16 protein-coding genes and 1 pseudogene are annotated in these 25,366 nt (G+C 38.6%); 5 read left to right on the plus strand and 12 right to left on the minus strand.

Annotated features, from left to right (window positions below; translation table 11 throughout):
* Positions 1-669: 669 nt before the first annotated feature.
* From ADICYQ_RS20070 to ADICYQ_RS20090, 5 genes are all read left to right on the plus strand, one after another.
* Positions 670-1,893: an efflux RND transporter periplasmic adaptor subunit gene (locus ADICYQ_RS20070; protein ID WP_020893281.1), complete on the plus strand. Its 1,224-nt coding sequence runs from the start codon at positions 670-672 to the stop codon at positions 1,891-1,893.
* Positions 1,894-1,912: 19 nt separating this feature from the next.
* Positions 1,913-5,083 (plus strand): efflux RND transporter permease subunit, encoded by a 3,171-nt coding sequence (locus tag ADICYQ_RS20075; protein ID WP_020893282.1) that lies wholly within the window; start codon positions 1,913-1,915, stop codon positions 5,081-5,083.
* Between the two features lie 57 nt (positions 5,084-5,140).
* On the plus strand, positions 5,141-6,592 hold the full coding sequence (locus ADICYQ_RS20080) for a TolC family protein (protein WP_020893283.1): 1,452 nt from the start codon (positions 5,141-5,143) through the stop codon (positions 6,590-6,592).
* A gap of 314 nt (positions 6,593-6,906) precedes the next feature.
* Complete coding sequence (locus ADICYQ_RS20085) at positions 6,907-7,482, plus strand: pentapeptide repeat-containing protein (RefSeq protein ID WP_020893284.1); 576 nt, start codon at positions 6,907-6,909, stop codon at positions 7,480-7,482.
* 275 nt (positions 7,483-7,757) lie between these two features.
* Positions 7,758-8,390 (plus strand): TVP38/TMEM64 family protein, encoded by a 633-nt coding sequence (locus ADICYQ_RS20090; RefSeq protein WP_020893285.1) that lies wholly within the window; start codon positions 7,758-7,760, stop codon positions 8,388-8,390.
* A 197-nt stretch (positions 8,391-8,587) separates the two neighbouring features.
* On the opposite strand, the gene ADICYQ_RS20095 is transcribed toward ADICYQ_RS20090, so the two are convergent.
* The 12 genes and pseudogenes from ADICYQ_RS20095 to ADICYQ_RS27480 form a co-directional block, all read right to left on the minus strand.
* Positions 8,588-9,907 (minus strand): amidohydrolase family protein, encoded by a 1,320-nt coding sequence (locus ADICYQ_RS20095; RefSeq protein ID WP_081652402.1) that lies wholly within the window; start codon positions 9,905-9,907, stop codon positions 8,588-8,590.
* A 282-nt stretch (positions 9,908-10,189) separates the two neighbouring features.
* Positions 10,190-11,470 (minus strand): glycoside hydrolase family protein, encoded by a 1,281-nt coding sequence (locus tag ADICYQ_RS20100; protein WP_040417255.1) that lies wholly within the window; start codon positions 11,468-11,470, stop codon positions 10,190-10,192.
* Positions 11,471-12,002: 532 nt separating this feature from the next.
* Positions 12,003-13,274 carry a sialidase family protein gene (locus tag ADICYQ_RS20105; RefSeq protein ID WP_146947386.1) on the minus strand — a complete coding sequence of 424 codons (1,272 nt, stop codon included), beginning with the start codon at positions 13,272-13,274 and terminating at the stop codon, positions 12,003-12,005.
* Positions 13,275-13,447: 173 nt separating this feature from the next.
* On the minus strand, positions 13,448-14,125 hold the full coding sequence (locus ADICYQ_RS20110; RefSeq protein ID WP_020893289.1) for a lysoplasmalogenase family protein: 678 nt from the start codon (positions 14,123-14,125) through the stop codon (positions 13,448-13,450).
* A gap of 241 nt (positions 14,126-14,366) precedes the next feature.
* Positions 14,367-15,602: a ComEC/Rec2 family competence protein gene (locus ADICYQ_RS20115; RefSeq protein ID WP_040417259.1), complete on the minus strand. Its 1,236-nt coding sequence runs from the start codon at positions 15,600-15,602 to the stop codon at positions 14,367-14,369.
* A gap of 185 nt (positions 15,603-15,787) precedes the next feature.
* On the minus strand, positions 15,788-17,206 hold the full coding sequence (locus tag ADICYQ_RS20120) for a pectate lyase family protein (protein WP_020893291.1): 1,419 nt from the start codon (positions 17,204-17,206) through the stop codon (positions 15,788-15,790).
* A 108-nt stretch (positions 17,207-17,314) separates the two neighbouring features.
* Positions 17,315-19,579, minus strand: a complete 2,265-nt coding sequence (locus ADICYQ_RS20125; protein ID WP_020893292.1) for a DUF4091 domain-containing protein — start codon at positions 19,577-19,579, stop codon at positions 17,315-17,317.
* Between the two features lie 78 nt (positions 19,580-19,657).
* A complete protein-coding gene (locus tag ADICYQ_RS20130) occupies positions 19,658-20,374 on the minus strand; it encodes a hypothetical protein (protein WP_020893293.1) in 717 nt (238 codons plus the stop codon).
* Positions 20,368-21,159 (minus strand): glycoside hydrolase family protein, encoded by a 792-nt coding sequence (locus ADICYQ_RS20135; protein ID WP_020893294.1) that lies wholly within the window; start codon positions 21,157-21,159, stop codon positions 20,368-20,370. Before ADICYQ_RS20135 ends, ADICYQ_RS20130 begins: the two co-directional genes overlap by 7 nt.
* Before the next feature lie 155 nt (positions 21,160-21,314).
* The gene (locus ADICYQ_RS20140; protein ID WP_020893295.1) at positions 21,315-23,192 is read right to left on the minus strand and encodes a metallophosphoesterase; all 1,878 of its coding nucleotides are present in this window, start codon (positions 23,190-23,192) and stop codon (positions 21,315-21,317) included.
* 84 nt (positions 23,193-23,276) lie between these two features.
* Positions 23,277-24,743, minus strand: coding sequence for a RagB/SusD family nutrient uptake outer membrane protein (locus ADICYQ_RS20145; protein ID WP_040417262.1), 1,467 nt, complete (start codon positions 24,741-24,743; stop codon positions 23,277-23,279).
* Between the two features lie 20 nt (positions 24,744-24,763).
* A pseudogene (locus ADICYQ_RS27480) lies at positions 24,764-25,366 on the minus strand (SusC/RagA family TonB-linked outer membrane protein); the annotation flags it as partial.

The following is a 25,366-nucleotide window of genomic DNA, read 5'->3' on the forward strand; positions in this document are numbered from 1 at the left end:
CAATACTTCTACTATATTTCTTTTTGAATTCTCAGCCTAAAACACCTAAATACCAGTCTATTTTTGTATTAAGGTGGTATTTGCTCTTATAAGCGGTCAGCCTTTCTAATATTTTTTTTCTACTTTTGTGCTGTGGAAATTGGGAAACACAACATAGGGACATTAATAATCAGAATTGTTTTAACCAATTTACTGGCTATTTTTTTGCTTTTTCTTTCTGTTGCAGAAGGAGAAAAAGCCATGTACAATTTTCCGTCTTCTGAGCTACAAATTGGCGTTTTAGATTATGACTATTTAGACTTCCCAACTTCACTAACCAGAGTATTTTCCAAATATTCACCACAAAAAAATCTTTTATTACCCACTTTTTATTTGAAGGCCAATTATTACAATAGCCTGATAATAAATTCAATAAATACCCCCAAAAAAATCTGCACATCAGCTTCTCTAAAGCAACTTAAGCAAATCATTTGTTTGGTGATTTGTAAGAATGCACCCTGAGTTTATGCTGAGTTGAATACGCTAGTTATGCAACCATAACTGTATCAACGATTGTCAGTAGAAAATCCCTTAATAATCCAGTAAGATCTCCTATTGAGTATCTCAAAGGTATCATTGCTAGAAAACCATATTATCATTTTATTGAAATTTTAACTTTATTCAGAAGAAATGTTGAACAAAAACCAATGGTTCAGGTCTTCCTTTATGGAATACCGGACAGTAATCACGTTGCTTTATTTGGCTGGGATTGTTTTTACTACAGTGTCTTGTAGTGAAGGAAATGGGAAAAATAAAAAAAATGCTGAAGTACTGGAGGTCCCGGTCTTTACTTTAACCCCACAAAGTATTGAAGTTCCTCAGACTTATGTTTGTGACCTACAAGCCATACAGTTTGTTGAGGTGAGGTCTAAAGTTGAAGGTTTTGTCGAAAAAATATATGTTGATGAGGGGCAAAATGTAAAAAAAGGGCAACCATTGTTTCAATTGTCCTCTGCTGAATACAATGAATTGGTAAATTCGGCCAAGGCCAAACTGATGCAAGCTAAAGCCGAAGAGAAGTCTGCCAACCTGGAGGTAGAAAGACTTAAAGTGCTTGTCGACAAAAAAATCTATTCCAATTCTGAATTAGAATTAGCGCAATCTAAAAAAGACATGGCTCAGTCTTCCATTTTGGAAGCTCAATCCATGTTAAAAAACGCACAGGTTGGCTTATCCTATACTACCGTAAAGGCTCCATTTGACGGCATAGTCGATAGAATCCCTTACAAAACCGGTAGTTTGGTGAAAAGTGGTGATTTGCTAACAAATATTACAGATATCAGTGAAATCTTCGCTTACTACAGAATTACAGAAAACGAATACCTGGAATTTATGCGTGGTGAATTAGACAAGGGTTCAGACAATGACGAGATTGACCAACAAGTCAAAGAATCACTTCAAAAAGATCAAGAAGACATCTCACTTATCATGTCAGATGGTGTGGTCTATCCTTATAAAGGAAAACTAGAAACCATGGAAGCTGATTTTGAACAAGGCACAGGATCTATTGCCCTAAGGGTAAGGTTTCCAAATCCTGATCAATTAATCAAACATGGTGCTAGTGGTAAAGTGCAAATGAAAAGCATGATGAATGATGTTTTTCTTATCCCTCAAAAATCTACATTCGAGATTCAGGAGTATAACTATGTATACCTGGTAGATAGCGAAAACAAAGTAAATGTCCGTAGTTTCCGACCAATGGGAAGGCATGGGCTATTCTATATAGCTCAGGATTTCACCCCCAATGACAAGGTGGTTTTAGAAGGTATACAATTATTGAAAGACAATGTAACCGTCAAAACAAACCCAGTTGGGGAAGAAGAAATTTACAAATCCTTGGACCTAAGCCTTTAAAGGTTAAAAACACTTACGCATGTTTGATTTATTTATAAAAAGGCCTATCCTTTCGACGGTGATCTCTATTTTGATCACCTTACTCGGACTATTAGCGCTGTTTGGATTACCTGTAACGCAATTCCCGGAAATTGTGCCCCCGTCAGTAACTGTAACCTCCCAATACCGTGGAGCCAATGCCGAGGTTATTACCAAAGCGGTAACTACACCTCTGGAAAGAGCCATCAATGGTGTGCCAGGGATGACTTATATGTCTTCTGTAAACACCAATGACGGTGTGTCTGTCATTACTGTTTTCTTTAATGTTGGAACAGATCCAGATCAGGCTGCTGTCAACGTTCAAAACAGAGTGGCAACTGTAGTCGATGAACTTCCAGAAGAGGTTATTCGTGCAGGTGTAATGACTGAAAAGGAAGTAAACTCCATGTTACTCTACCTTAATCTCATCACATCTGACACTTCTCAAGATGAAAAATTCGTATACAATTTTGCTGACATAAACATCTTATCTGAATTAAAAAGGATTGATGGAGTAGGTAGAGCGGAAATAATGGGAAATAGGGATTACGCCATGAGGATATGGCTAAATCCTGACAGAATGGTGGCTTACAACCTCACCCCCCAAGACATCAGTGCTGCTATACAAAGTCAAAATGTAGAAGCAGCACCAGGGAAATCAGGGATTAGCTCAGACAGAGACCCTCAAGCACTTCAGTATGTATTGAAATACACAGGTAAATTCAACCAAAAGGAGGATTATGAAAACATCACCTTAAAAGCACTTCCTGATGGATCTCTATTAAAAATCCGAGACATAGCAGAGGTTGAATTTGACTCAGAAGATTACAATATGGTATCGATGACGGATGGTCAACCATCTGCCTCTATCATGATCAAGCAAAGGCCTGGTTCCAATGCAAGGGAGGTAATTCAGAATATTAAAGATAAAATGGCTGAATTGCAGGTATCGTCATTTCCTCCAGGCATGTCCTATAATATCTCCTATGATGTATCTCGATTCCTGGATGCTTCTATATCCGAGGTAGTGAAGACATTAATTGAGGCCTTTTTATTGGTTTCTTTTGTCGTGTTCATCTTCCTGCAAGACTGGCGATCTACACTTATACCAGCCATAGCCGTACCCGTTTCACTAGTTGGGACATTCTTCTTTATGAGTTTATTTGGCTTTTCGATCAATATGCTCACCCTGTTTGCAATGGTATTGGCGATAGGGATTGTGGTGGATAATGCCATTGTGGTGGTGGAAGCCGTACACGTGAAAATGCATCAAGATGGTCTAAATGCCCAAGATGCAACCTTTGCCGCAATGAAAGAGATTGGTGGTGCTATTATCGCTATTACCTTGGTAATGTCAGCTGTATTCGTTCCTGTTAGTTTCCTTTCAGGTCCGGTAGGTATATTCTACAGGCAATTTTCACTAACCCTAGCGATTGCAATTGTAATTTCAGGTATAAATGCCCTTACACTGTCTCCAGCATTGTGTAGTATTCTGTTGAAGCCAGTTCATCATGAAGGCAAAAAGAATATATTGAGCAGATTTTTCGTCAAATTCAACGAAAAATATGATGCTTTCTCAGGGAAATATGCCTGGCTTATAGGTAAAACTGCTGGTAGAAAAACATTAACCTTTGGTATTTTAATTCTGTTTTTTGCCCTTACCTATGGCATGACGCTGATACTCCCTTCAGGGTTTATCCCGAATGAAGATCAGGGTATGATTTACGTCAATGTAACCACCCCTCCAGGTTCCACTATGGACAGAACCCAGCAAATAATGGATGATGTACAGGCTTCAATTCTACCTTTTGACGAAGTGGAAACGATATCGACACTCGCTGGTTACAGTCTCCTTACAGAAACTGCAGGTGCCTCTTATGGCATGGGCATGATCAACCTCGTGGGTTGGGATGACCGTGATCAAAACGTCAATGACCTTATCGTCAAATACCAGGAAAGGACAGCCCATATTACTGGTGCATCTATTCAGTTTTTTGCTCCCCCTCCAGTTCCTGGATTCGGTAATGCTTCAGGGTTTGAACTGCAAATGCAGGACAGAACTGGCGGAGACCTGGCTTTTACAGCCTCAACAGTGGATGATTTTCTTAATGAAGTTAGGGCAAGGCCTGAAATACAAGATGTATTCACCAATTTTGACCCTTCTTTCCCTCAGTATATTCTTAGGGTAGACCATGACAAAGCTGCAAAGCTTGGTGTGGATATTCGAGAATCCATGGAAACACTTCAAAGTTTTATCGGTAGTTATTACAGCTCGAATTTCATTCAGTTTGGCCAAATGTACAAGGTAATGCTTCAGGCTTCTCCGGAATTTAGAACCAATCCGGAATCCCTGCTCAAAATGTACACCAAGAACAACACAGGCGAGATGGTTCCTTATTCCAACTTTGTGAACCTGGAAAGGATTTACGGACCAGAACAGTTAACGCGTTATAACATGTTTATCTCTGCCATGATCAATGGAGATGCGGCACCAGGTTATTCGAGTGGGGACGCCATCAGGGCAGTAGAAGAAACAGCCATCGCAACTCTTCCGAGAGGTTTTAATATTGACTGGTCTGGGATTACCAGGGAACAAATAGCTTCTGGAAATCAAGCGATCTATATCTTCCTTATATGTTTGGTATTCGTTTACCTTTTGCTTGCTGCCCAATATGAAAGTTACCTTCTCCCTCTTCCGGTAATTTTGTCATTGCCTGCAGGTATATTTGGTTCCTTTCTATTGTTGCAACTCACAGGTTTGGAAAACAACATTTATGCCCAGGTGTCCTTGGTAATGCTTATAGGTTTGTTGGGTAAAAATGCCATTTTGATCATTGAGATTGCTGTTCAATCCAGAGAAAGAGGAATGGGGATTCTTGAATCAGGGGTATTCGCTGCTGTTGAAAGGTTGCGGCCGATTTTGATGACCTCATTCGCTTTTATTAGTGGACTTATCCCACTTGCTTTGGCCAGTGGAGCTGGTGCAATTGGTAACCGAACCATTGGTACAGCTGCAGCTGGAGGTATGTTTATTGGTACTTTTGTGGGGATTATTTTAATCCCTGGCTTGTACGTGGCATTTGAGACGCTTTCGGTTTACCTAAACAAGAAGCCCGAGGTAACTCCTATCACTGAAAAGGCGATCAATTCTACTGATCTTAAAACATCCTAAGGAAGAACCGACAGCAATAATAATTTCTTGCTGTCGGTTCTAAAACTGAACAAAATCATGAACAAAAATTCATACCAATATATCGTTTATATCACCTTGGTGATTAGCAGCCTTACCGCTTGCAAGGTACAGAAAACCTCCCTGGAGGACATAAAAGCTCCTCCTACTACTTACCATGGTGCCCAAGTGGGAGAAGATAGCATGAATTTGGCGATGACCCAATGGCAAGCCTTTTTTGATGATGAGCACTTAAATGCGTTAATCGAACGTGGTCTGGAAAACAATCAGGACGTCGCTAAAACTTTGGCAAATATCAGGATCTCAAGAGCGGCCTTAAAAAGGGCAAAACTTGGACAACTCCCTGAACTAAATCTAACAGCTGGGTCAAGTGTGAGAAAGTTTGGTGATTACACCATGGATGGGGTTGGTAATGATGATACCAACCGTTCTTCGACTGTTCCTGATGACAAGAAAATCCCTACCCCTTATACTGATTTTATGATAGGTGCTGAGTTCAATTGGGAGCTTGATGTTTGGGGCAAATTAAACATGCGTAAAAAACAAGCGCTTTCAGAATACATGGCCTCTGTGGAAATGGGCAACCTTTCACGTACCTGGTTAATTGCAGAAATTGCTAAAAACTATTATAATATTATCGGTTTAGATGAGGAAATTGAAACTTTGCTGGCTAGCATTTCTTTTCAAGAACAAGCATTTGAACTTGGTAAAAGCTTGAAGAATGCCGGGAAAGAAAGTCAGTTGTCAATTGACCAGTTTGAAGCGCTAATGTTGAATTCTAAAGGGATCCTTGTAAAGAAACGAAGAGAACTAAAACAAGCAGAGCTAAACCTTTCTTATCTTTTGGGTACTTATCCAGAAAATATCCAAAGACAATCTCTATCAGAGGTCAATGTTTTACCTCCTGCTCTTGAATTAGGCTTGCCTTCTACGCTTCTTACGATGCGACCAGATATTAGAGCTGCTGAGCAGACTTTACAGGCCAATAACCTGGAAGTAGGTATCGCCCGAACTGCATTTTTCCCTACATTCAATCTCCATGGAATGGCTGGTTACAATGCATTCGAATTCAGTAAGCTGTTCCTTAATCCTGCCTCCATGGTATACCAACTAGGTGGAGGTTTGGTAGCCCCTGTATTCAATAGAAGCAGCATCAAGGCTACCTTTGAGACGGCCAAAGCCAGACAGAAAGTTGCCTTGTATGATTATGAACAAACTGTATTAGGTGGCTACCTGGAGGTTCTGGGATTGGTCAATGAATACCAAACTTTAAAAGAGGAACTAACCCTAAAAACGGATGAGGTACTTTTGCAAAGAAGATCCGTGGACAATGCCAATACAATGTTTAAAATTGGATATGCGGATTACCTGGACATGATCAACAGTCAATCCAATTCACTTGCCTCTGAGCTTGATTATATTGAATTAAAAATACAGCAGTTACAAAGTGTCGTTACGCTATACAGGGCACTTGGAGGAGGATGGCAGTAAAGTCACGTTCCCCACACTATAATTACTGTCCTTAATATAATCCCCAATGGCAATATTTGCCTTGGGGATTTTTTGTTAGTTGGGCAAAACTTTAAAGCAGTCCTAACAGAACCCAAAGTGCGATCCAATCTCATGAAGTAATTACTCGCTTTTATAAAGAGGCGGAGTACAGGCCATTACAAATCAAATTGTAATATTCGGAAAAACGTATTTAACGGCCTTTTTTTTAATGAAAACTATGGCTTAATTTCGCTTCTCAAAGTATTTATATCAGGTGGACCTACTCACCTAAAAACCATCCTTAATTTACGTTTATGTCAGGTGAATCGTTTCAGAAAGAGCTTTTTGATCAAATCAATTATTCTGAAAGCAGAATGACTGGTGAGTCCTATGACAATTGTAAATTCACTGGATGCGACTTTTCCAATAGTGATTTAAGGCGAATAGAATTCATAGATTGTCTATTTGTTAATTGTAACTTTTCCCTAACGAATATTGCTGATACCGCCTTTAAAAGTGTGGGCTTTGAACAATGCAAAATCATGGGGATCGATTTTGGTAAATGTGATGACTTTCTGTTTGCCGCTTCTTTCACAGGCTGTAACCTTGACTATTCGATTTTTCATGGTAAGAACCTAAAAAAAATCAAATTTGACCATTGTTCTTTAAAGGATGTTGATTTTTCAAATGCAGATTTAACGCTAGCTATTTTCGATAGTTGTGATTTATTGGCTGCCTCTTTCTTTAAAACCATCTTGGAGAAAGCAGATTTCAGAACAGCTTACAATTACAGCTTTGACCCTGAAAACAACAAGGTCAAAAAAGCAAAATTCTCTGTCACCGGACTTCCTGGCCTGTTGTCAAAATACAATTTGGATGTGGAGTACTGATGGGCTAATTAAACGCATTAGGAAACGATAACCATTTCAAGCATTCACCTAAGGCAACTTGAAAAGCACCTTTACGGGGCCTATTTTCAGGTAAAAGTTCAAAGGATTATTTTTCAATAAAAATAAGCCTTAGCTATATTAATTCGGCATTATTTTAGTGCATTTACTAATTCTTTCATTTTCAATTGTAAGCTTAGCACTCTTTTAATGTCAAATAAAAAACGAATATATGGCCTTACCTTTTTTCATTTGTATTTCTGGGAAGTCTTGTTGCCTTGTATTTTTTAAATGAAACTGTTCATCAGTTTTTTAATGAAGCCTGGGAAGTGCTTGGCAGCAATGATGAGCAGAGAATTTCGGATTGGGTGAGTCAATTTGAAATATGGGGGCCATTGATAATTGTTGGTGCCATGGTATTGCAGATGTTTATGTTCATCATCCCTTCCTTTCTTTTAATGGTGGTCACCATTATCGCTTATGGGCCATGGTTAGGTTCTGGCATTATCCTGGTAGCCATTTTCACTGCCTCCACCATCGGTTATGGCGTAGGGGTGAATTTTGGTACCCCCGTTATCCAACGAATACTCGGTGAGAAGACTGAGAAAAAAATTACAGGATTTTTGGAAGATTATGGCTTCTGGGCAGTAATCGTTACGAGAGTATCCCCTTTTCTATCCAATGACGCCATCAGCATCATTGCAGGGATGTTGCGAATGGGATACTGGAAATTCATTGCCTCCACAATGCTTGGTATCCTACCTTTGACCATTATAATTGCTGTTCTGGGCCAAAACAATGAAAGCATGAAGACTGGTTTGATTTGGGTAGGTGCAATAAGTCTCTTAGGTTTCATAGGCTATGTCTGGTGGGACAGAAAGCGAAAAAATAAAGAGAGCGTAAACCATTAAACAAAGGTTTTCAATGACTCAAAATAGACAAGCTATCGCTTACCGTTAAAAATTGGAGACAATCACTAAGCGCCTAGTCTGGGTTTAAATTTACTAAAGCACAAAAAAACCCCACATAGCCATCACTATGTGGGGTTTTTCACTTTTTTTTCAAAATTCCAACGAATCCTTGTGTGAAGCTAGACTTAAACAATTAATTAATTGTTCTCTACCCATTCACCATTTAGCATAACCTTTTTGATCGAATACATGGCTTTAATGTCTACTGAAGGATTACCTTCCACCAAAATCAAATCCGCCAATTTACCTTTTTCTATACTTCCCAATCTATCCTGAGTACGGAAATATTGTGCATTGATAATAGTACTGCTGGAGATAACATCTAAAGGACTAAGACCTGCTGCTACCAACAATTCCATCTCTCTTTGATAAGCAAGGCCTGGTGTTACATATTTACCACTATTGTGAGAACCTGTAACTATTTTCACCCCAGCCTTATGAGCCATGCCAACAAAGTCATGCATGTTTTTAAATCCTTCTGCCTCATAATCCTTTACTTCGCTGTCTCCAAATTGCTTTTCAAATGTGGCAAGTGTCGGTGACAACACCACATCATTTTTGGCGGCAAATTCAAGTACATCCTTCACCCTATCAGTAGACAAATCAATTTTAGACCATAAAAGGTACCTTCCAGCTCTTCTGTTGTTACTGTCTTCCTGAACTGATTTTCTAAACTCTTCTGCATCCTTAGGATCTGCGATAGAGGTTCCAAAAGAAGTAACATGCTCTATACCACGTAAACCAGCCATAATTGCATCGTCAGCATCAACCAACTCCAAATGTGCAACAACGGGAATATTGTAGAAATCAGCAGTTTTGACAACTGTTTCAATATACTTTAATGGAAGTCTAAAATAAATTTTAATTCCAGAAGAGCCATTTTTCACATACTCAGCAATTTGTGATCTGATGTGATCACCATCTCTTATCAAAGCCGCCTGCTGAACATACACACCTGGATAGCCATCAAGATGCGCACCCGTTACATATACCCTTGGCATTTTTGCTGTAGCAAAATGTTGGGCTTGATAAAACCTAATGGGATGACCTGGGTCTCTCATAGTTGTCACTCCATTTTTAAGAAGAGTACTTAATTGTTTATTGTTATTGGCACTGTGGAAATGAGAATCCACTAAACCAGGAAGAAGACTCATTCCTTTTCCATCTGTAATTGCTGCACCAGCAGGTATTTTCACCTGGTCCTTAGCGCCTACTTCGATTATTCGATTGCCCTGGATAACAATGGTTGCATTCTCCACAGCTGATCCTCCAAGACCATCTATCAACCTAACACCTACAATAGCATTTACCTTGTCATTGGAAGGTCCATCAGGTGGGTTAATTTCCAATAAAGATGGGTTTGCAGGAATGTTTTGTGAGAAAGCCTCACTGGACAAGAATAAGAAGCCCAGGCTCATGAAAAAAACTAGACATCTCGAAATTTTAGCTACAGTCATTGTTGTATTTTTTGTTTGAAGTTTTTCTTTATTGAGCCATCCAATTATGGTATATTATTAATTGAGCTGGCATTATTTATTAATCTGAAATACTGCGAGTAGATCCTAATCCACAAATAATCGAACAGTTTACGTTACCATAACCTAAAACTAAATGTCGGTCCGCCTAACCTGATCATGAACCATAAGAACGGAACCAATGCAATACTAAATCTAAGGGGTTATTCTCAATAATTGAAATTAAATTATACGAATGAACTATTTCCCTGAAGAAAAGTCGTCTTACTTGACCTTAGTCCATCCGTTTTCAGTAATGCCCGAAGTTTCTAAAGGATCAATTTCATAAAGGGTAGCCGTATCATTTTCACCTGAATACATGCCATTCATAAAATTACAGTCTTTTACTTTAGCTTGAATCCTAACTAAGGATTGGCCATCTCCTATGATGTTCATTGCATGGATGTTATTGATTTTTCCGGGCGAGGATTCTTTGCCGTAGCCTGTACCTCCTATAAGGATGGCTTCATAACGATCGTCTATTGACCTAAAAATTAAGCCATTGATATAAACATGATGAATTCCCGCTTCATCACTTGCTCTAATGGCTACCGCACGGTACTTGTTTTCACAGGAAACATTGGTAATCACTACTTGCTCTATATCATCTTCCGGCCCATACCACCTACTAGCGGTGACCATGCCAGAATTGATGTCACCATTCTTTTGGGGTTGATCAGGTTTTGTATCTAAGTTGGAAAGGGCTATAAAATCATCTCCTGTTACTCCAGATATATTATTGATTCTGAAGTTTTTGCAACCTTGTCTCAAGTTTATCCCATCCTTATTCGACACCATCAGCTGCTCTCCATTTACCGTTACAAATTCTTCATTAAAAATGGTAAGGTCAGATAGGTCAGCACCCACAGTGCGTTCAAAACTAATTGTCCAGCCATGCGTGTTTTCAAACCTTACATTTTTTATTTTAAAGTTTTTGACGTAGCCTATCAAAACCATGATATTTCTCCAGTCACTTTTTTGCTTCACTCCTGGTTTTCCAGCATCCGTTCCATAGCTAACCCTCCAATTTCCTTTCGCTTGTTCTTCCTTGGGGTTTAAGGTAATCATCCTTGCTCCATCGCCAGTAGCACGTGGGTTATCTGCACCCTTAAGAATAGGGTACCCTACTCCGTAAATGCTTATGTTTTCATTCCAAACTGGATTTTCAATACCCTCTCCCACATTGTCCGAGCGAAACAAGTTGTCTCTGCTAGTGTCAGATAATTGAAGTGTACAGTTGTCCAGGATGATGGTGATATTACTTGGCAGCAATAGGGCACTATCAATCATCCATATATTGGTACCGTTGTCATTAACACGTGGAATTCGCACCAGGTTAGAATTGCCACTAGCCTCTTGTATTGCTTGTAGTATACGTTCAGTGTCCGTGCCTTCAAATGAGTTTGGATTGATTTCTTCCCCCACTATAGCAACGGCATGAGCTGCTATGAAACAAGTGCTTAGAAAAAAGAAACTTAGGAAAAGGACTTTAATATTCTTTGACATTTTATGCTTTGAGTTCTAGGAAATAACGCTCGCTTTGAATTTTACCAACGTTCATATTATTAATAAAAACATGAATTTATCAAAATTCAGTGAATAAATTCAATTTTATCCCCAATAGAAATTTAAAAACAATCTTTAATGGACATCTGTTTACTGGTTAGGTAAAATACAAGTTAGAAACATCTCCGTTTTTCAGCTTGAAGGGCAAATAGAAATTTACCCAAATAAATGCTGTGGGTATTTTAGGATCGATTTCGTTTAAGAACTAGCAATCATTGATTAATTGTAAATATTTTCAACAGGATTATAGCGGCGTGAATAGGAAAAGGAATTGGATACCGAAGCTTGGTTTAAACCACTATACAATCAACACAAGGAGCTAACTGTTTCTTAGTATAGTGAACTTGTTAAAGTTCACAAAACAAGGTCTGAACCTAATGACACTTCCTCCTTTGGACTTAAGGAGGAAGATTAGTCAACCCATAAACCTAAACGCCAATGCTCAATACCTATCCAAGCACTTTACTCGGCATTATTGTTTTAAATTGGTATTCGGCTTGTTCCACAAAATCCTAGCAGTAAAAACGCTATTGTCTGCAGCTACATTTTCTTCTCCTCTCATATATTCGGCAACAGTAACCCAAGTCTCGTTTTGATTGACCTCCATTATTCCAAAATTACCTAATGCTACTCCCCTGTTGGGCACTACTACTTGCTCCGTATCACGGATTACCTGAAGGCTATCAGTATCTACCTGTGCCATAAAAAGTGGCGCTCTATGACGAAAAACCTCATCGTTATCTGCTCCCTTTCGGGTATATACCAGATATAAGGCGTCATTATGACTCACCCAATGTTGTTGCGTGTTATAACTACCCAAAATAGAATTATCGTTGAAGGTCCATTCCTTAGGAGAACTAAAATGCAGTCCATCTTTGCTTTTGGATACATAGGCACTCTTATCACTACGCATTGTTAGATAATATTCTCCCTTAAAAGAGGCAATGGAGGGTTCATATATTCCCCTCCCATGGTGAAGTATTAATTCATCTCCATGCGCTTTATAAATCAGGTTTTCACCATCAAAAGTACATCGAACAACAGTGGTACTAAACCCAAAATCATCACTTTTCATCAAATTACTTATACTAAAAGCCTCCTCTGGGTTAGTCAAAGCTAAAGAAGCCTGTTCCTCGGTAACCTTAAAATAAAATATAGGTAAGAGAATATCTCCATCAGGCAATTCAAGCCATTGAGCACTACCAGCAGCAGGTGCCATTAAAAGCTTTCCTTCATGATCTTTTTCAGGTAGTTCCAAGAATTTAGGAGAACTCCATTGTTCTGTTACAGGATCAAAATTGGCATAAACTACTTCCTTTTTCCAACCGTCGTGTGTTCTTTCGCTAGAATAAAAGGGAGAAGTGCCTATGTTTACCACTTTATTAGTTTTGGAATGCCATTGAGGCCACATATCAACTACCGATCGGTATCCACTGTCTTGTTCAATTATCGACAAAGAAGGTATGGGTTCAGGTTCAGACCAAGTTTGGCCCATATCCTCGCTTTGGACTTGATACAAATCATGGTAAACATCTGAGCCAGTTTTGAGGGTCTGCGACATTGTCGTAATCACCCTAAGCGGATCAGATGGTATGACTGCTGAACGTGCATGGGTCCATGTATATTCTTTTTCATTGCCCTTCGTAATTGTTTCTAGTTCTACTGAGAAAGTTTCACTTTCAGCAATACCTCCATCTTTACAGCCAATGACTAAACAGGTGGTAAGGAAAAATATAAATTTCATGACATTTTTTAACATGTGCTTATTGTATTAGTGTTTATCTGTGTTTAAATAGGTGAATAGTTTGCCCCTTCTTTCAGTTGGTAAAAAATACACAGTGACCCCTTTAGCTAAATTTGATTAAATTCAAAGTGAGGGCTTGAAGTTAAAATTAGTTCTTTGAGACCAAATGCAATCTAATTTGCTGTCCTTAATTTTGTATCAATTCTTCTTTTTATCAGTGCAAGGGTAACGGCCATATGTGCCGCATAATAAGTTGGCAGAATCAAAAAATTCAATTCGCGGTAACCAACAAATTCATAAAAGGCAATTATGGTATCGGAAAACAATACCAAGGCAACACCTAAAAAATAGGCCCACTTCACAAATGGTTTCAATTTCATTCCGGCCGCTGCCCCTATTGAAAAACAAGAAATCAGTGAATACAAAAGCGTAGCTATCATTAAAATAGTATCATCAATAGCGGGAAAAAGAAGAAAATAGAAAAATAATAAATACCCACTCAAAATAATGAAAGTAAATATTTTATGAATTCGCCCATTCATCAAGGCAAACCCCATATACCCTATGTGAGCAATTAGATACAATCCAATCCCCACAGAAAACATACTAAAACTATCGCCTTTGTTCGATAAAAACCAATCGCCTGCAATCGAAAAAAAGAAGGCCCCAAAAACATACCAAATATCTGGAGTGGTCTTTAAAACTTTTCGATACAAAAAAGCAAGTATAATAATACAACTTCCGGGAACACCTGCCTTGAACACAAATCCATAACTATTATTCGCAAAATAAGCCAACACTAAAGGTACAATGAGTAGTAAATAGGGATACTTTGTTATCGTATTTTTCATTTCTGTTATTTCAAATTTTTTATCAATCAATTCAAAATTGACTACATTGGGTTATCTCTTTTGTTTCTTTTATTCGTTTGCCTATGAATAAATTTCACGTGGTATTTCTTATGCATCTGAGCATTGCAATAATAAGCTACATTGTTTCAACACTTTCAATACCACTCCAAACTTGAATAAAAATATAGAGCCAATTGTTATGCTATTCAGGCGATGGATCCTTTTGATATTTTAAGTTTAATTAATTGGAGAAGTAGGGGCCATGGATTGAGGTGATTTTAAAACTCTCTTCCGAATCATCTAATATATAAATCAGGTAACTTTCCCCACCTGGATTAACTCGAACAACAATATGGCCTTGCTGACTTTTCAACTCATCAAGACCTGCTCCAATTACAACCCTGGTTGCATCCATTATATTTGTTGAAAAAATATCCCTTGGTCCCGGATATATTGCTGTTGAGGACATTCTCCTTAACACCGACGGAGAAGGGTGACTTGGCGCCCATGCATGGATGATATGTACCCTCGGTCTTACAGCTTGTAAGAATGATTCACTCATGGCATCATAATAGGCATGATGATTTGCCAAGCATACATCAACAGGTCCAGTGGCCAAACCAACCGGTGTTTCAATGTCTTTCCAATGGCCCAATTTCCTTGCCAAAAGATCTCCTCCACTATAATAATCAAACGCTCCGTACGATAGGCGAAAAGCAGTACTACAGAGATTTTCATCAGGGTAGTCACTTTCATCTATGCTTTCCATGGGTGGGAAATGGTTTCTCTTATTGGTTCCTGTACCTGTCCAAACCTGTCCATTGGCTGCTATATTTCTTATTTCAAAATTTGGATATTTTTCAGGCTCATTTATTAGGGCAAACTGGTCGCTGACGCCAACCTTAAACTGTTCTGCAGTCATACCTCTTTTATCCACCGAAGTATTCACAAACTGAATATAATTCTTCATGTAGTCAACGGTGGCCGGTTTGGGGTAATCATAGGATGGCCAATCGCGATCAACCAATTTGTTAATTGAAACATGTTCTGCAACTTCAGAAATACCCGCTAATTTATAGGTACCATTTTTAGATGATTTTACTTCAGGGTACAATTCTCCGATATGGTCGTAATGAAAATGAGAGAGAAGTGCATAGTCTATATTTTCACCAGGCAAACCTTGCATTACGTGCTTTATATACCTTGCAATCCATTCACCAGGGGTAAGACTATCGTTCGGTTTGGGATCGGTAACTCTTGGTTTTGGCCTTTGCGTAGCGCCAGCGTCAACCAGAAGTGTAGTGCCATCCGGAAGAATAAAAAAGGTGCTTTCCCCTTTCCCTGTATTGATATGGTGGATATCAAGATAGCCTTCCTCCCAAGCTGGAAAAACACTACTAATTTGGGGTTCTTGTGCCAATCCAGAAATGCTAATCAACATTAAAATTGATAAATAAATGGTTTCTTTTTTTATCATCGGTTTGTTGTTCGGTTTCTCTAAAATTAAAACGTGTGAATATGGACTTAAAATAAATATTCTAAAGCAAACCAAATGAGAAACTTCTCCTATTCTGCCTATAGAACTCTTCCAACCACTTAACATTGATTCAGATCAATCCAAATTCCTTTCAATTTAGTCACACCTAATTTTCAGTTATTCAGTTATAATGATTGCGCTATTAAATCAGATGAGGGCATAGCCATTTCATTGAGGTATTTTTCAAGATTGGTATAACCATCACCATTATAATCATCATTTCTATCTTCCGGATTATTTGGTTCTAATCCTCTCATCATTTCCCAGTAATCGGGCATTCCATCGTTGTCAGAATCCTTTAAAGCCACTCCCTGCTTCAAGTCAGGCCATCCACCCACTTGATTCTGTGAGTCGATTAAGCGGTTTGAGCCATCTATTACTCCTTCTAGGATCCTTTGATCAACCTTATCTCTGCTTTTTGATGCCCCGGCATATAAGAGAACCGATTCGTAGGCTTCCTGTGCTGTTTGAGTCGTTGGCATAAATTCTCCTTCTACCAACTCAGAAGAAAGTTCAAATTTTCCCCTTGTAGTGTTTTTGTATTTGCCCCAATTTGTATATTCAATGGCTGAATAATTGTCATTTGTCCACTCCTCATTCCATGGAAAAAGGTTTCCAAAAACATAACCATGTGCCCTTGTTGGAGCAAACTCAGACTTTACTTGCATTGGTTTCAACGATAAGTCGGTACTTTCTCCTGGTTTGTAGTAGTTATTTACCACGTTCACATTACAATTGCCGAAATTTGTCGGTGCTTTCCAATTGTAAATCAGGTTATTCCTAAGATCCACAACACGGGTCGAATCTGTGGCAACTCCACCTCCTAGAGTTGGATGACGTTCCCGGCTACTATGAAAAAGATTGTGATGTACTGAAACATTATTATCTAAATCTCTGAAAGACGCAAGCATGGCATGATCTAAGTTATCCTCATGCAGGCTGCGATTGAGGCTTTCACCATATATTGACCATTGCAGAGTGAAATTACCGCCTCTGAGATCGTGTATTCCATCAATACCCCAGCTAGCTGAAATATGATCAAAGATCACATCTGTTATCCCATTGGTTCGAATTGCGTCGGGATCACTTAAAGCAGATTTATCTTTATTTTCATCTCCATATCTTATTCGAATATATCTAATGACAATATCATGGGTATTATTTATTGCCAGCGTTCTGTCTTTTAGTGTAATACCATCAGCAGGTGCAGTTTGTCCGGCAATGGTAAGGTATGGTTTATTTATTGTTAGGTCGGATTTGAGCTCGATAGTTCCGCTTGTATGGAATACGATTGTCCGAGGGCCATCTGCAGATTCAATGCCATAGCGCAAAGAACCAGGCCCGTTATCATTCAGGTTTGTCACCTGATAAACATCTCCTCCACGTCCTCCCTTGGCAAAAGCTCCGTAACCTTCAGCTCCGGGGAAAGCTCTTTGACTTTCATTGACTACTTTATTCATTTTATTTGCATCTTCAAGATGCTGTTGATCATTACATGCAATAAATCCCGAAGCGATAATGAGCAATAAAAATATTCTTATCATTTTAAAATTGTTCTAATTTATTTTTGAGAAATCGGTGTTTGCTTCCACTATTTGCAGGTTTTTTTGAAAACGAGAGTATATCATGGATTTTAGTCTCTGTTAATATTATTATTCTCTTTTACTCTCATAAAACTGCTCTAGCAATTCACCCATTTGTTGCCGGTATTCCATCAATATTTCTGGATCTTTAGTGTATTCTGTATCTGTTTCAAACACTTCCGAACCAAAGTCTAGTACCTTCCTGGCCTTTAATACCAATCCCTGCTGATTAGGGTTTGCTTCTGCTATGTATTTTTCCAACATCATCATATAATCATAATCATCTAGTCCTTCACGAAGGATTTCTAGCCTTAATGATGGAACAGGGCCTGAAAGATATTTGGTTTTATCATTGTTTGGATCACGATTAGGTGGATAGAAAAGCATACCATCGCCATTACCAAATTCAGGAGCGGAACCGTAAGGAGTACCATATCCAGATTTATAGGTCATCGGATCTTCCCAGATATTTTGTACCGTTCCTTTGGGCATGGCACCGGAACTAGCTCCATTCCAGTGGTTAGAATTCCATACCAAAATGCCTTTCAAGTTATATCTATAGGACATCCATAACCACATACGCATATTAATGGCATCAGAATCGATAAAAAGATTTACATGAGGTTCCTTTGGCCAACACATTAGATAGGACCAAAACTCGCGGCCATTTTCGCTCCATTCTTTTACTTTTTCAGGGTCAACCTTGTATAAAACCGGGCAACCGACCTCCGTAACATCCATGATTTCCGGCCCCGGATTATTCTCTGTAATAAATCGGGTTAATTTAGGTGCTGCCCTATGGATGGTTTGCATCCCTTCACGAACAAAATCATATTCTTCATGCTTGGGTTCGTCCACCCAATAGAAATACTCTTTCCCTAGCCATCCGTTAGCTTCGAGATGATCTTGAAATCCTTTAAAGTAGAGGTCAGCCAGCTTTTCATATTCGGATGTACCATTAATAAAACCATTGAACCAACCTGTTTTTTTACCTATGTATGGCCCTGATCTCAATCCTGGAAAACCCGTACGAAACCCTGTAAAACCCATACCATCTAAATATTTACGTGCTTCTACATCAAATTCTGAAAAATCCAGTTTCAGGTCCAGGTCCTCCACTTTTTGCTCAAAATTCCCTTCGGGTAAAAGATTCTCTCCTGATGCCAGGTCTATAAATTGAAAATCATCAAACCACACCGTGCCCTCTTCTGAACTGCTTCCCGGTACATATGGGTAAAGTTGAAGGCTAGCGTACTTTGCATTTGCGGGGAATGGTCGGTAATCTGGTAATTCTTCATAAGTAATAAATCCTTCGGTATCAATAAAAAGCGTATCCTGTCGCCAGGTTTCACTTCCTTCGTACACTCCCCACTTTAAAGACATAGATATGGGCTTTTTTTCCTCATCGTAACACTTAACGGTAACAGTATATTTTTGATTTTCAGAAAGTACTTTGGCCTGCCATTTCAATAAATAAGGGTGATCGGGAATAATTTCAATCAAATCGGTAAAACGTGCTTCTCGCTTTCCGCTTATTTGATAAGTATATTTTCCTTCGTATACCGTATGAGGGTCGAAAGTACCTCCACTCCATGGAACACCTGTCACCTTGTAATTTACTGGGTAAGAACCATAAGGAGATATTTTATAATGCTTAAAATCCCTGAAATATTTTTCCCTTACCTCCTCTAATTCCTCTTTTGTTTCGAGGTTATGATACCTTTCAAGCATATTGCTATACAAGCCAAACCCTGAACGCATAAATGGCGTCTCCGGCAGTGCAAAATTCCAAACGTGAAGTTCCACGGGTATGGTTGTTTCCCATAAAGCTGATTTTAGCTTTACATTGGCCATATAACGTCCGGGAGCAGCATCTTTAGGAACATTCACCGAAAACCACAGTGGTTTATTGATCCCTGCTATTACATTGAAAGGTTTTTCGTGCAATGGCAATGGATCAGGGTACCATCCTGCACTGTGTTGCTTACCTGATGGTTTAGTGACATTAACGTAGTCTACTTCCCTAATAGTAACATTCAGGGATGGAATTAAATCACCATTTTTATTACTAAAATCAGAAATGGATACTGAAACATTAGTGAGATCAACTTCAGGGGACAATACAATCTGAAACCCTTCGGATTCATTTCGTGCAGACTGAATAGCTACCTTTCTTTTTTTTGTAGGAACAGGATCGTCACGCATAATTTTATACGTGCTTTCAGCCCACCAAACTTTACAAGAAGTATCCTTATTTACTAAAAATCCATAATCATTGGCATTTGCCGGTGAAAAATTTACAAACAGTAATAATAATAAAACAAGTTTCAACATGCGCTTAAATTCTAATTTTAAATAAAACAGGTTCTTAATAAAGAGTATTGATTTAGTATGCCTATAATGTGTACAAGGCTATTTATTCTCCAATCCCGTTAAATCAGACTGTACACTCACCTTCCCGACTTCATCAATAATTTTCGCTGAAAAATTTTCGCCTATCTCCATATTCGAAGAAGTCTTTATTTCTATTTCTTTACCCTTAGCAGAATTCTCTAAAAGAATCATCTCTCCTTGGTGATCGAACACACATCCGTGGATATTTATATGCGTTTTGCCAAATTCAGAGATGGTATTTGGTTTCAAATAATCAGGAAAGACCTCATTGCCATAAAACTTAAAAACCCTATTCTTTAGCCTTGAGTTGATGATGGAAATCATATTTACAGGAGTAGTAACCTGCACCAATGGAATGTCTTTGTCATAGAGGACTTTTACATTATCGAAAACAATGTTTTCTTGAACGGGGATTTTTGCACCGGGGTAATAAGAACGATTATACCTTCCCATGTCAAATTGAATAGAAAAAGGAATCCTAGGTTTTTCTAATTGGATATTCCTGAAAACGACATTTCGAACTCCGGCATTATAGGAAATTATCTCCTGGGTCATAACCCATGTTATACCATCAAGTACCTTGGTGCCACTTTTAAAATCCGGTCTGGTAGTTGATTCAAAAAGTGTGGCATCTGCAGGCATTTTTACACGATATATTCTCCCATCTGATACCACTGCATCCGACTGCTGTACTTTCATGCCTTTTTCCCAGTCGATCCAAGCACCTGCTAACATTCGACAGAAAAATCCAATCCGTTTTCTTGATCAAGGTCATAGCAGTTCTCGATGATTCCATCTTCAATCCACCCAATTTCAGGGTTTGAAGTAGAGTAATCCTGGGCATTCAATGCAATGGCATCGTCTAAGGTCTGAAATACTGCATCCCTGATGGTAAAACGTTTGCCTGGGCCAAAATGAATCCCGTCTTTTTGACCCTTGATAATTACATCTTCGATGATCACATCTTCAAATCTGTTTATTTGAACACCGAATTGGCAACCCGTCAAATCATAACAGCGAAACCCCTTTAATTTCAAATCCTTTATATAAGAGAATCCGATAATCCCTCTTAAACCCAAAACCAAATCAGAACAATTGTCTACTCCATTAACAATTATATGTAAGCCCTTCAGGGTGATATCCTCATTATAAGTTCGGGTAAGCGCACCTTTATTGATAAAAACCTGTGCGAAACGGCCTTCCTCATTAACTTTTTTTAGAAATACCCCTTTACCAAAAATAACTTCAGTATTACTATCAAGGTAAAGGGTAGCTGCTATTTTGTAGGTTCCGGGTTTCGCAACTATAATTGTTCCTCCCTGGTCCAGGGCTTTTTGCATTGCAACAACATTTTCCATACCCGTTGCCGCCGGTGAGAACCCAAAGGAATTGGCATCTGTAAACCCATTTGCTACCTCGGACTGGTTTGAATCGATCTGTTTTACCTTCTTGGTTTTATAAGTAGCGGCAGATAGTCCAACTGCCACTATAATTAGAAATAATGTAATTTTCGTTTTCATCAAAAATGCTTTAGGTTATTTAATGGGAGTATTAGTGGTTATTTTTTTTAGTTATTACTTTCAATTTCACCATTCCTTCAATCCATTAATCTTCGTTAGTTTTGCTGAGATAATATTCTCATTTATTCTTTATTAAAAAGGCCTAGTTATTGCACCTACCTATTGTATATATAGGTATTAATGTCCTGCATTTCCTTTTGATCTTTACCAATTAATAAGTTCAGGGTTTCCCTTCGTTCGTAGTCGAAATACTGAACTTCAATGTTGTGAAATCCTTTCTCCAAAGCCACGTAACCTTCTTTGAAAATCTCGTAGTGTACACCATCATTATCAATGATTTCTTCTCCGTCTATAAGAAGCCTGCTTCCATCAAAAGACTCTAAGAAAAAACGATAAACACTTGTTTCGGGGATCAATACGGTACCTTTAAACCTCACTGCAAAGTGGTCTTCGACACGGGGTTGTATTTTGGAAATGGATAATGAATCCACTGTAAATGTTTGCGTGGGTTTCAATTTTTCGAAATCCGGTAATACCGTAAAGTCCCCCTCATAATAATCTGCCACTACTTTTTTATCTGCTGTCTTTTGTTTTGGCTTTATGGGTAGTTTAATAAAGGTTTTAACCAGTTCCTTACTTTCACTGTTTACAGCACTTACCATCGCTGAAATAGTTGTAGTATTCTTTAAGACAATTGCTTTTTCTTTTAACTGTGCGGTTTTATACAACGCATCGTTTAGTCGATAATTAATACTTCCTTTGGTATTCAAATTTCTAATTAGAATTGCTGTTGAGTCGATAAAATATTGCTTTTGAGCACTAATAAAAGGGGCACTTAACCTTTGTCCATGATCCTTTTTCTCTTTCTCCCATGTATCAAATAGTACTCCGGTCGTGTCTATTGCATCAATACGAAGCTTATCCCCGTATAGCTGAATATTTAAAAAGTGATGTACGTTTCTTGATTTTGCCGAAAACCAATTGTCATCGTTTGGCACTTTTTTAAAATTGCCGCCACCTCCACCAGTCACAATATGAACTACGCCTTTTTCTTCGTTGATATGGTTTTTCCAAATCGGCCAACTCCGCTCGTAATCATGCACATGGCCGGAAAGGGTCAGGTCAACATCATAGGTTTCATAAAGATTTTTTAAGTGCAGAATATTGGGATCACCTTTTGTTGCAGTAGCCAGTAATGAACTTCTATAGGAAAACTTATCGGAAGTAAGTAATGGATGGTGATGGGCAACTATTTTCCAGCGTTCCTGAGAGGAAGCCAATAGTTCTTCCAATTTTCTGTATTGTTCGGACCCTGGAAGAACATCTTTATTTGTATCCACAAAAATCAGAATTAAATCGTCTTTTTTGATCGAATAGAATGCATTGTCATACGGAAGATTAAAATAATTGTAGAATTTTTCATCATTCATTTCATGGTTTCCGCTTGCTGGGTACAAGGGGGTATTGCTTAGTAAGTCTTTTGCCGGATAAAAAAACTCATCGGTCCAGTCATCTTTATTGGGGCCATACTGAACAAGATCACCCACATGGACAATAAATTGAGGAGCCTCTTCTGACATCAGTTCAACTATGCGTTTCCAAACTACTGGATTACCTTGTGTATCCCCAACCACTGAAAAGGAAATAGAGGATTGATCATAATTTGGGAGGCTTATAGGAGTAATAGGTCCCCTAAGTGTATCTCCCTTCAGCCCAATATTTAGTACCTGATAATAATAAAGCTCACTTTTGTTCAAGCCATTTACACTCAATTTGTGAAAAAATAAAGGGTTGCTTTCGGCTGCAACAACAGTCAATTCCGGTTTCAAAATATCAGCTTTACTCTTAGCTAGATGCAATTGCCCTTTTGCTTCCGATGATGTTTCCCAAATGACCTGAAATGAACTATCTGTGATTTCCTGAACATAAGGACTTACTACAAACTCAAATGATGCCGTTTGCTGTGCAAATACTTGATTGTTTAAAGAAAAGAGAATTGCAATTAAGTGAACCGTATATTTGAATATTTTCATTTGCCTATTTGGTGATTTTATAAAAAAATACTGAGCTGCAATTCAAAAAATTCCAGCTCAGTATCTGTTTATGAAACCTATTATTTAGTTACTTAAATTAGGGTTCATCCTTTCAGTAACAGGATAAGGTGCGAAGTAACGTGCCTTAGAAGGTTGGTTTACCAATGGATTTTCGTCAGGATGACGTTCTAGTACGGATGCTTCAACTCTTTCAAGCCTTACAAGGTCATACCAAGGGGCCGTTGTGAAATACCCTCCAGCAAATTCCCATTCTCGTTCCTGAACTACAGCATCACGGAATTCTTCTGTCGAAAGCCCCTCAGGGAGGTCTTCCAACCCGGCTCTATTCCTTACTTTGTTTACTGCCTCATAAGCAGATGCATCTGGCGAAGAAGACATCGCTTGCGCTTCTGCATAAACCAAAAGATTGTTGGCATGAGTTAAAGACACTTGTGGCCTGGAGTTTTTCCAATTCATTCCATCCCAAGGCTTATCCCAATCAATTTTTCCATCCCAATATTGTTTGTACCAAGGATGCTTGGAACTAAGCTCAGAATAGTGTTTTACAGATCCATCAGCCATTGGGAATTCCCACATGAAAATGGCATCTTTTCTAGGCCCATCAGGATAAGTTTCAAAAAAATTGATGTCTGCCATATAAACTTCCCAGCCACCATATTCACCTGGAACGCCACAAAGAGGACAACCCCACTCATTATCATTGTAGAAAGCTAAAACTACTTCATCACTTGATCTATTCTCATAGTTGAATTCTTTTGAATAAAGCTCTGCAATATCATCTACCAATCGATAGCCCCACCTGTCTGCATTGTCAATAACTTCTTTTGCTTTTTCTGCAGCAAGAGCATATTTTGATTGATCATTAAGCGGATAACCTGTCATTGATAAATATACATATGACAAAAGAGATTTTGCTGCACCATTTGTCCAGGCGACACCCTCTCTCCTTGCATCACCCGACCAATTATCAGGAAGAAACTCTTCCGCTATTTTTAAATCTTCAATCACTAAAGAATATATATCGGCAGGTCCTGTTAATTCTATCTCTGGAGAAAGCTCAGATTGCGAGTACCATACTGGAACTTCATTATACATACGAACTAAATGAAAAAAGGCATATCCCCTGATAAAATGTGCTTGTCCTGCTGCTAGTTCCTTTTGCTCTTGTGTAGCATCAGCATCTTGATAGTTCTCAATGATCATATTGGCTGCATTGATAACCTCATAGGATTTAGCCCAATAATTTAGCATTTCTCCATTGTCTGACTCCGTATCAAATATGTCAACTTCCACAAAATTTACGAAGGTAGATGTCTTGTCTCGTCCTGCCGCAGTATATGACAAGCTATACCCATAAAATTGGAGCTTGTTCATAATTTGGTAGATTCCTGTTACGGCCATTTCCAACTCATCGTTGGTAGAGTAAAATGTTTCAGGAAAGAGTTGCCCTTTTGGGTCAATATTTAGAAAATCTTCAGTACAAGACTGAAACAATGTAATTGATATTAATAGTATATATATCTTTTTCATCTTCAAATAATTTAACTGAATTAAAATTCTAGAGATACTCCCAATGTTACAGTTGATGGTATAGGTTGGGTACCCATATCTAATCCTCCCCAGGTATCCTCATTACCGGAAGCTGAAACTTCAGGATCGAAACCTTTATATTTGGTGAAAGTCAACAAATCCTCACCAGTAAGAGAGACAGCAAGATTTCCAATTTTCAGATAGTCCTTAGGTATATTATAAGTAAACCCGATGTATCTCAATCTTACCCAACTAGCATCCTCTATCCATCTTGTTGAATTCAGTCGCTTGTTATTATTTAAACTATGTATATTAGGCCATTCCGAGTCTGGATTCTCTGGTGTCCAATAGTCAGTTGCCGGATCTTTTAAGGTAATTGATCGAGCGTCACTATGAATAGAGGCAGCAGTAGCCCGTGTAATATTGAAAACATCCTGCCCGTGCATTCCCTGGAATAACACAGAAAGTTCAAAATTCCTATAGGCAAACAAACTGTTAAATCCCCAGGTGAACTTAGGGTTGGAGTCACCTATAGCTTGTCCATCATCCTCAAGGTTAATTACTCCGTCATTGTTTACATCTTCGTATTTATAATCCCCGGGGCTTTCACCGTATCTAGCAGC

The organism is Cyclobacterium qasimii M12-11B (assembly GCF_000427295.1).
Taxonomy (GTDB): Bacteria; Bacteroidota; Bacteroidia; order Cytophagales; family Cyclobacteriaceae; genus Cyclobacterium; species Cyclobacterium qasimii.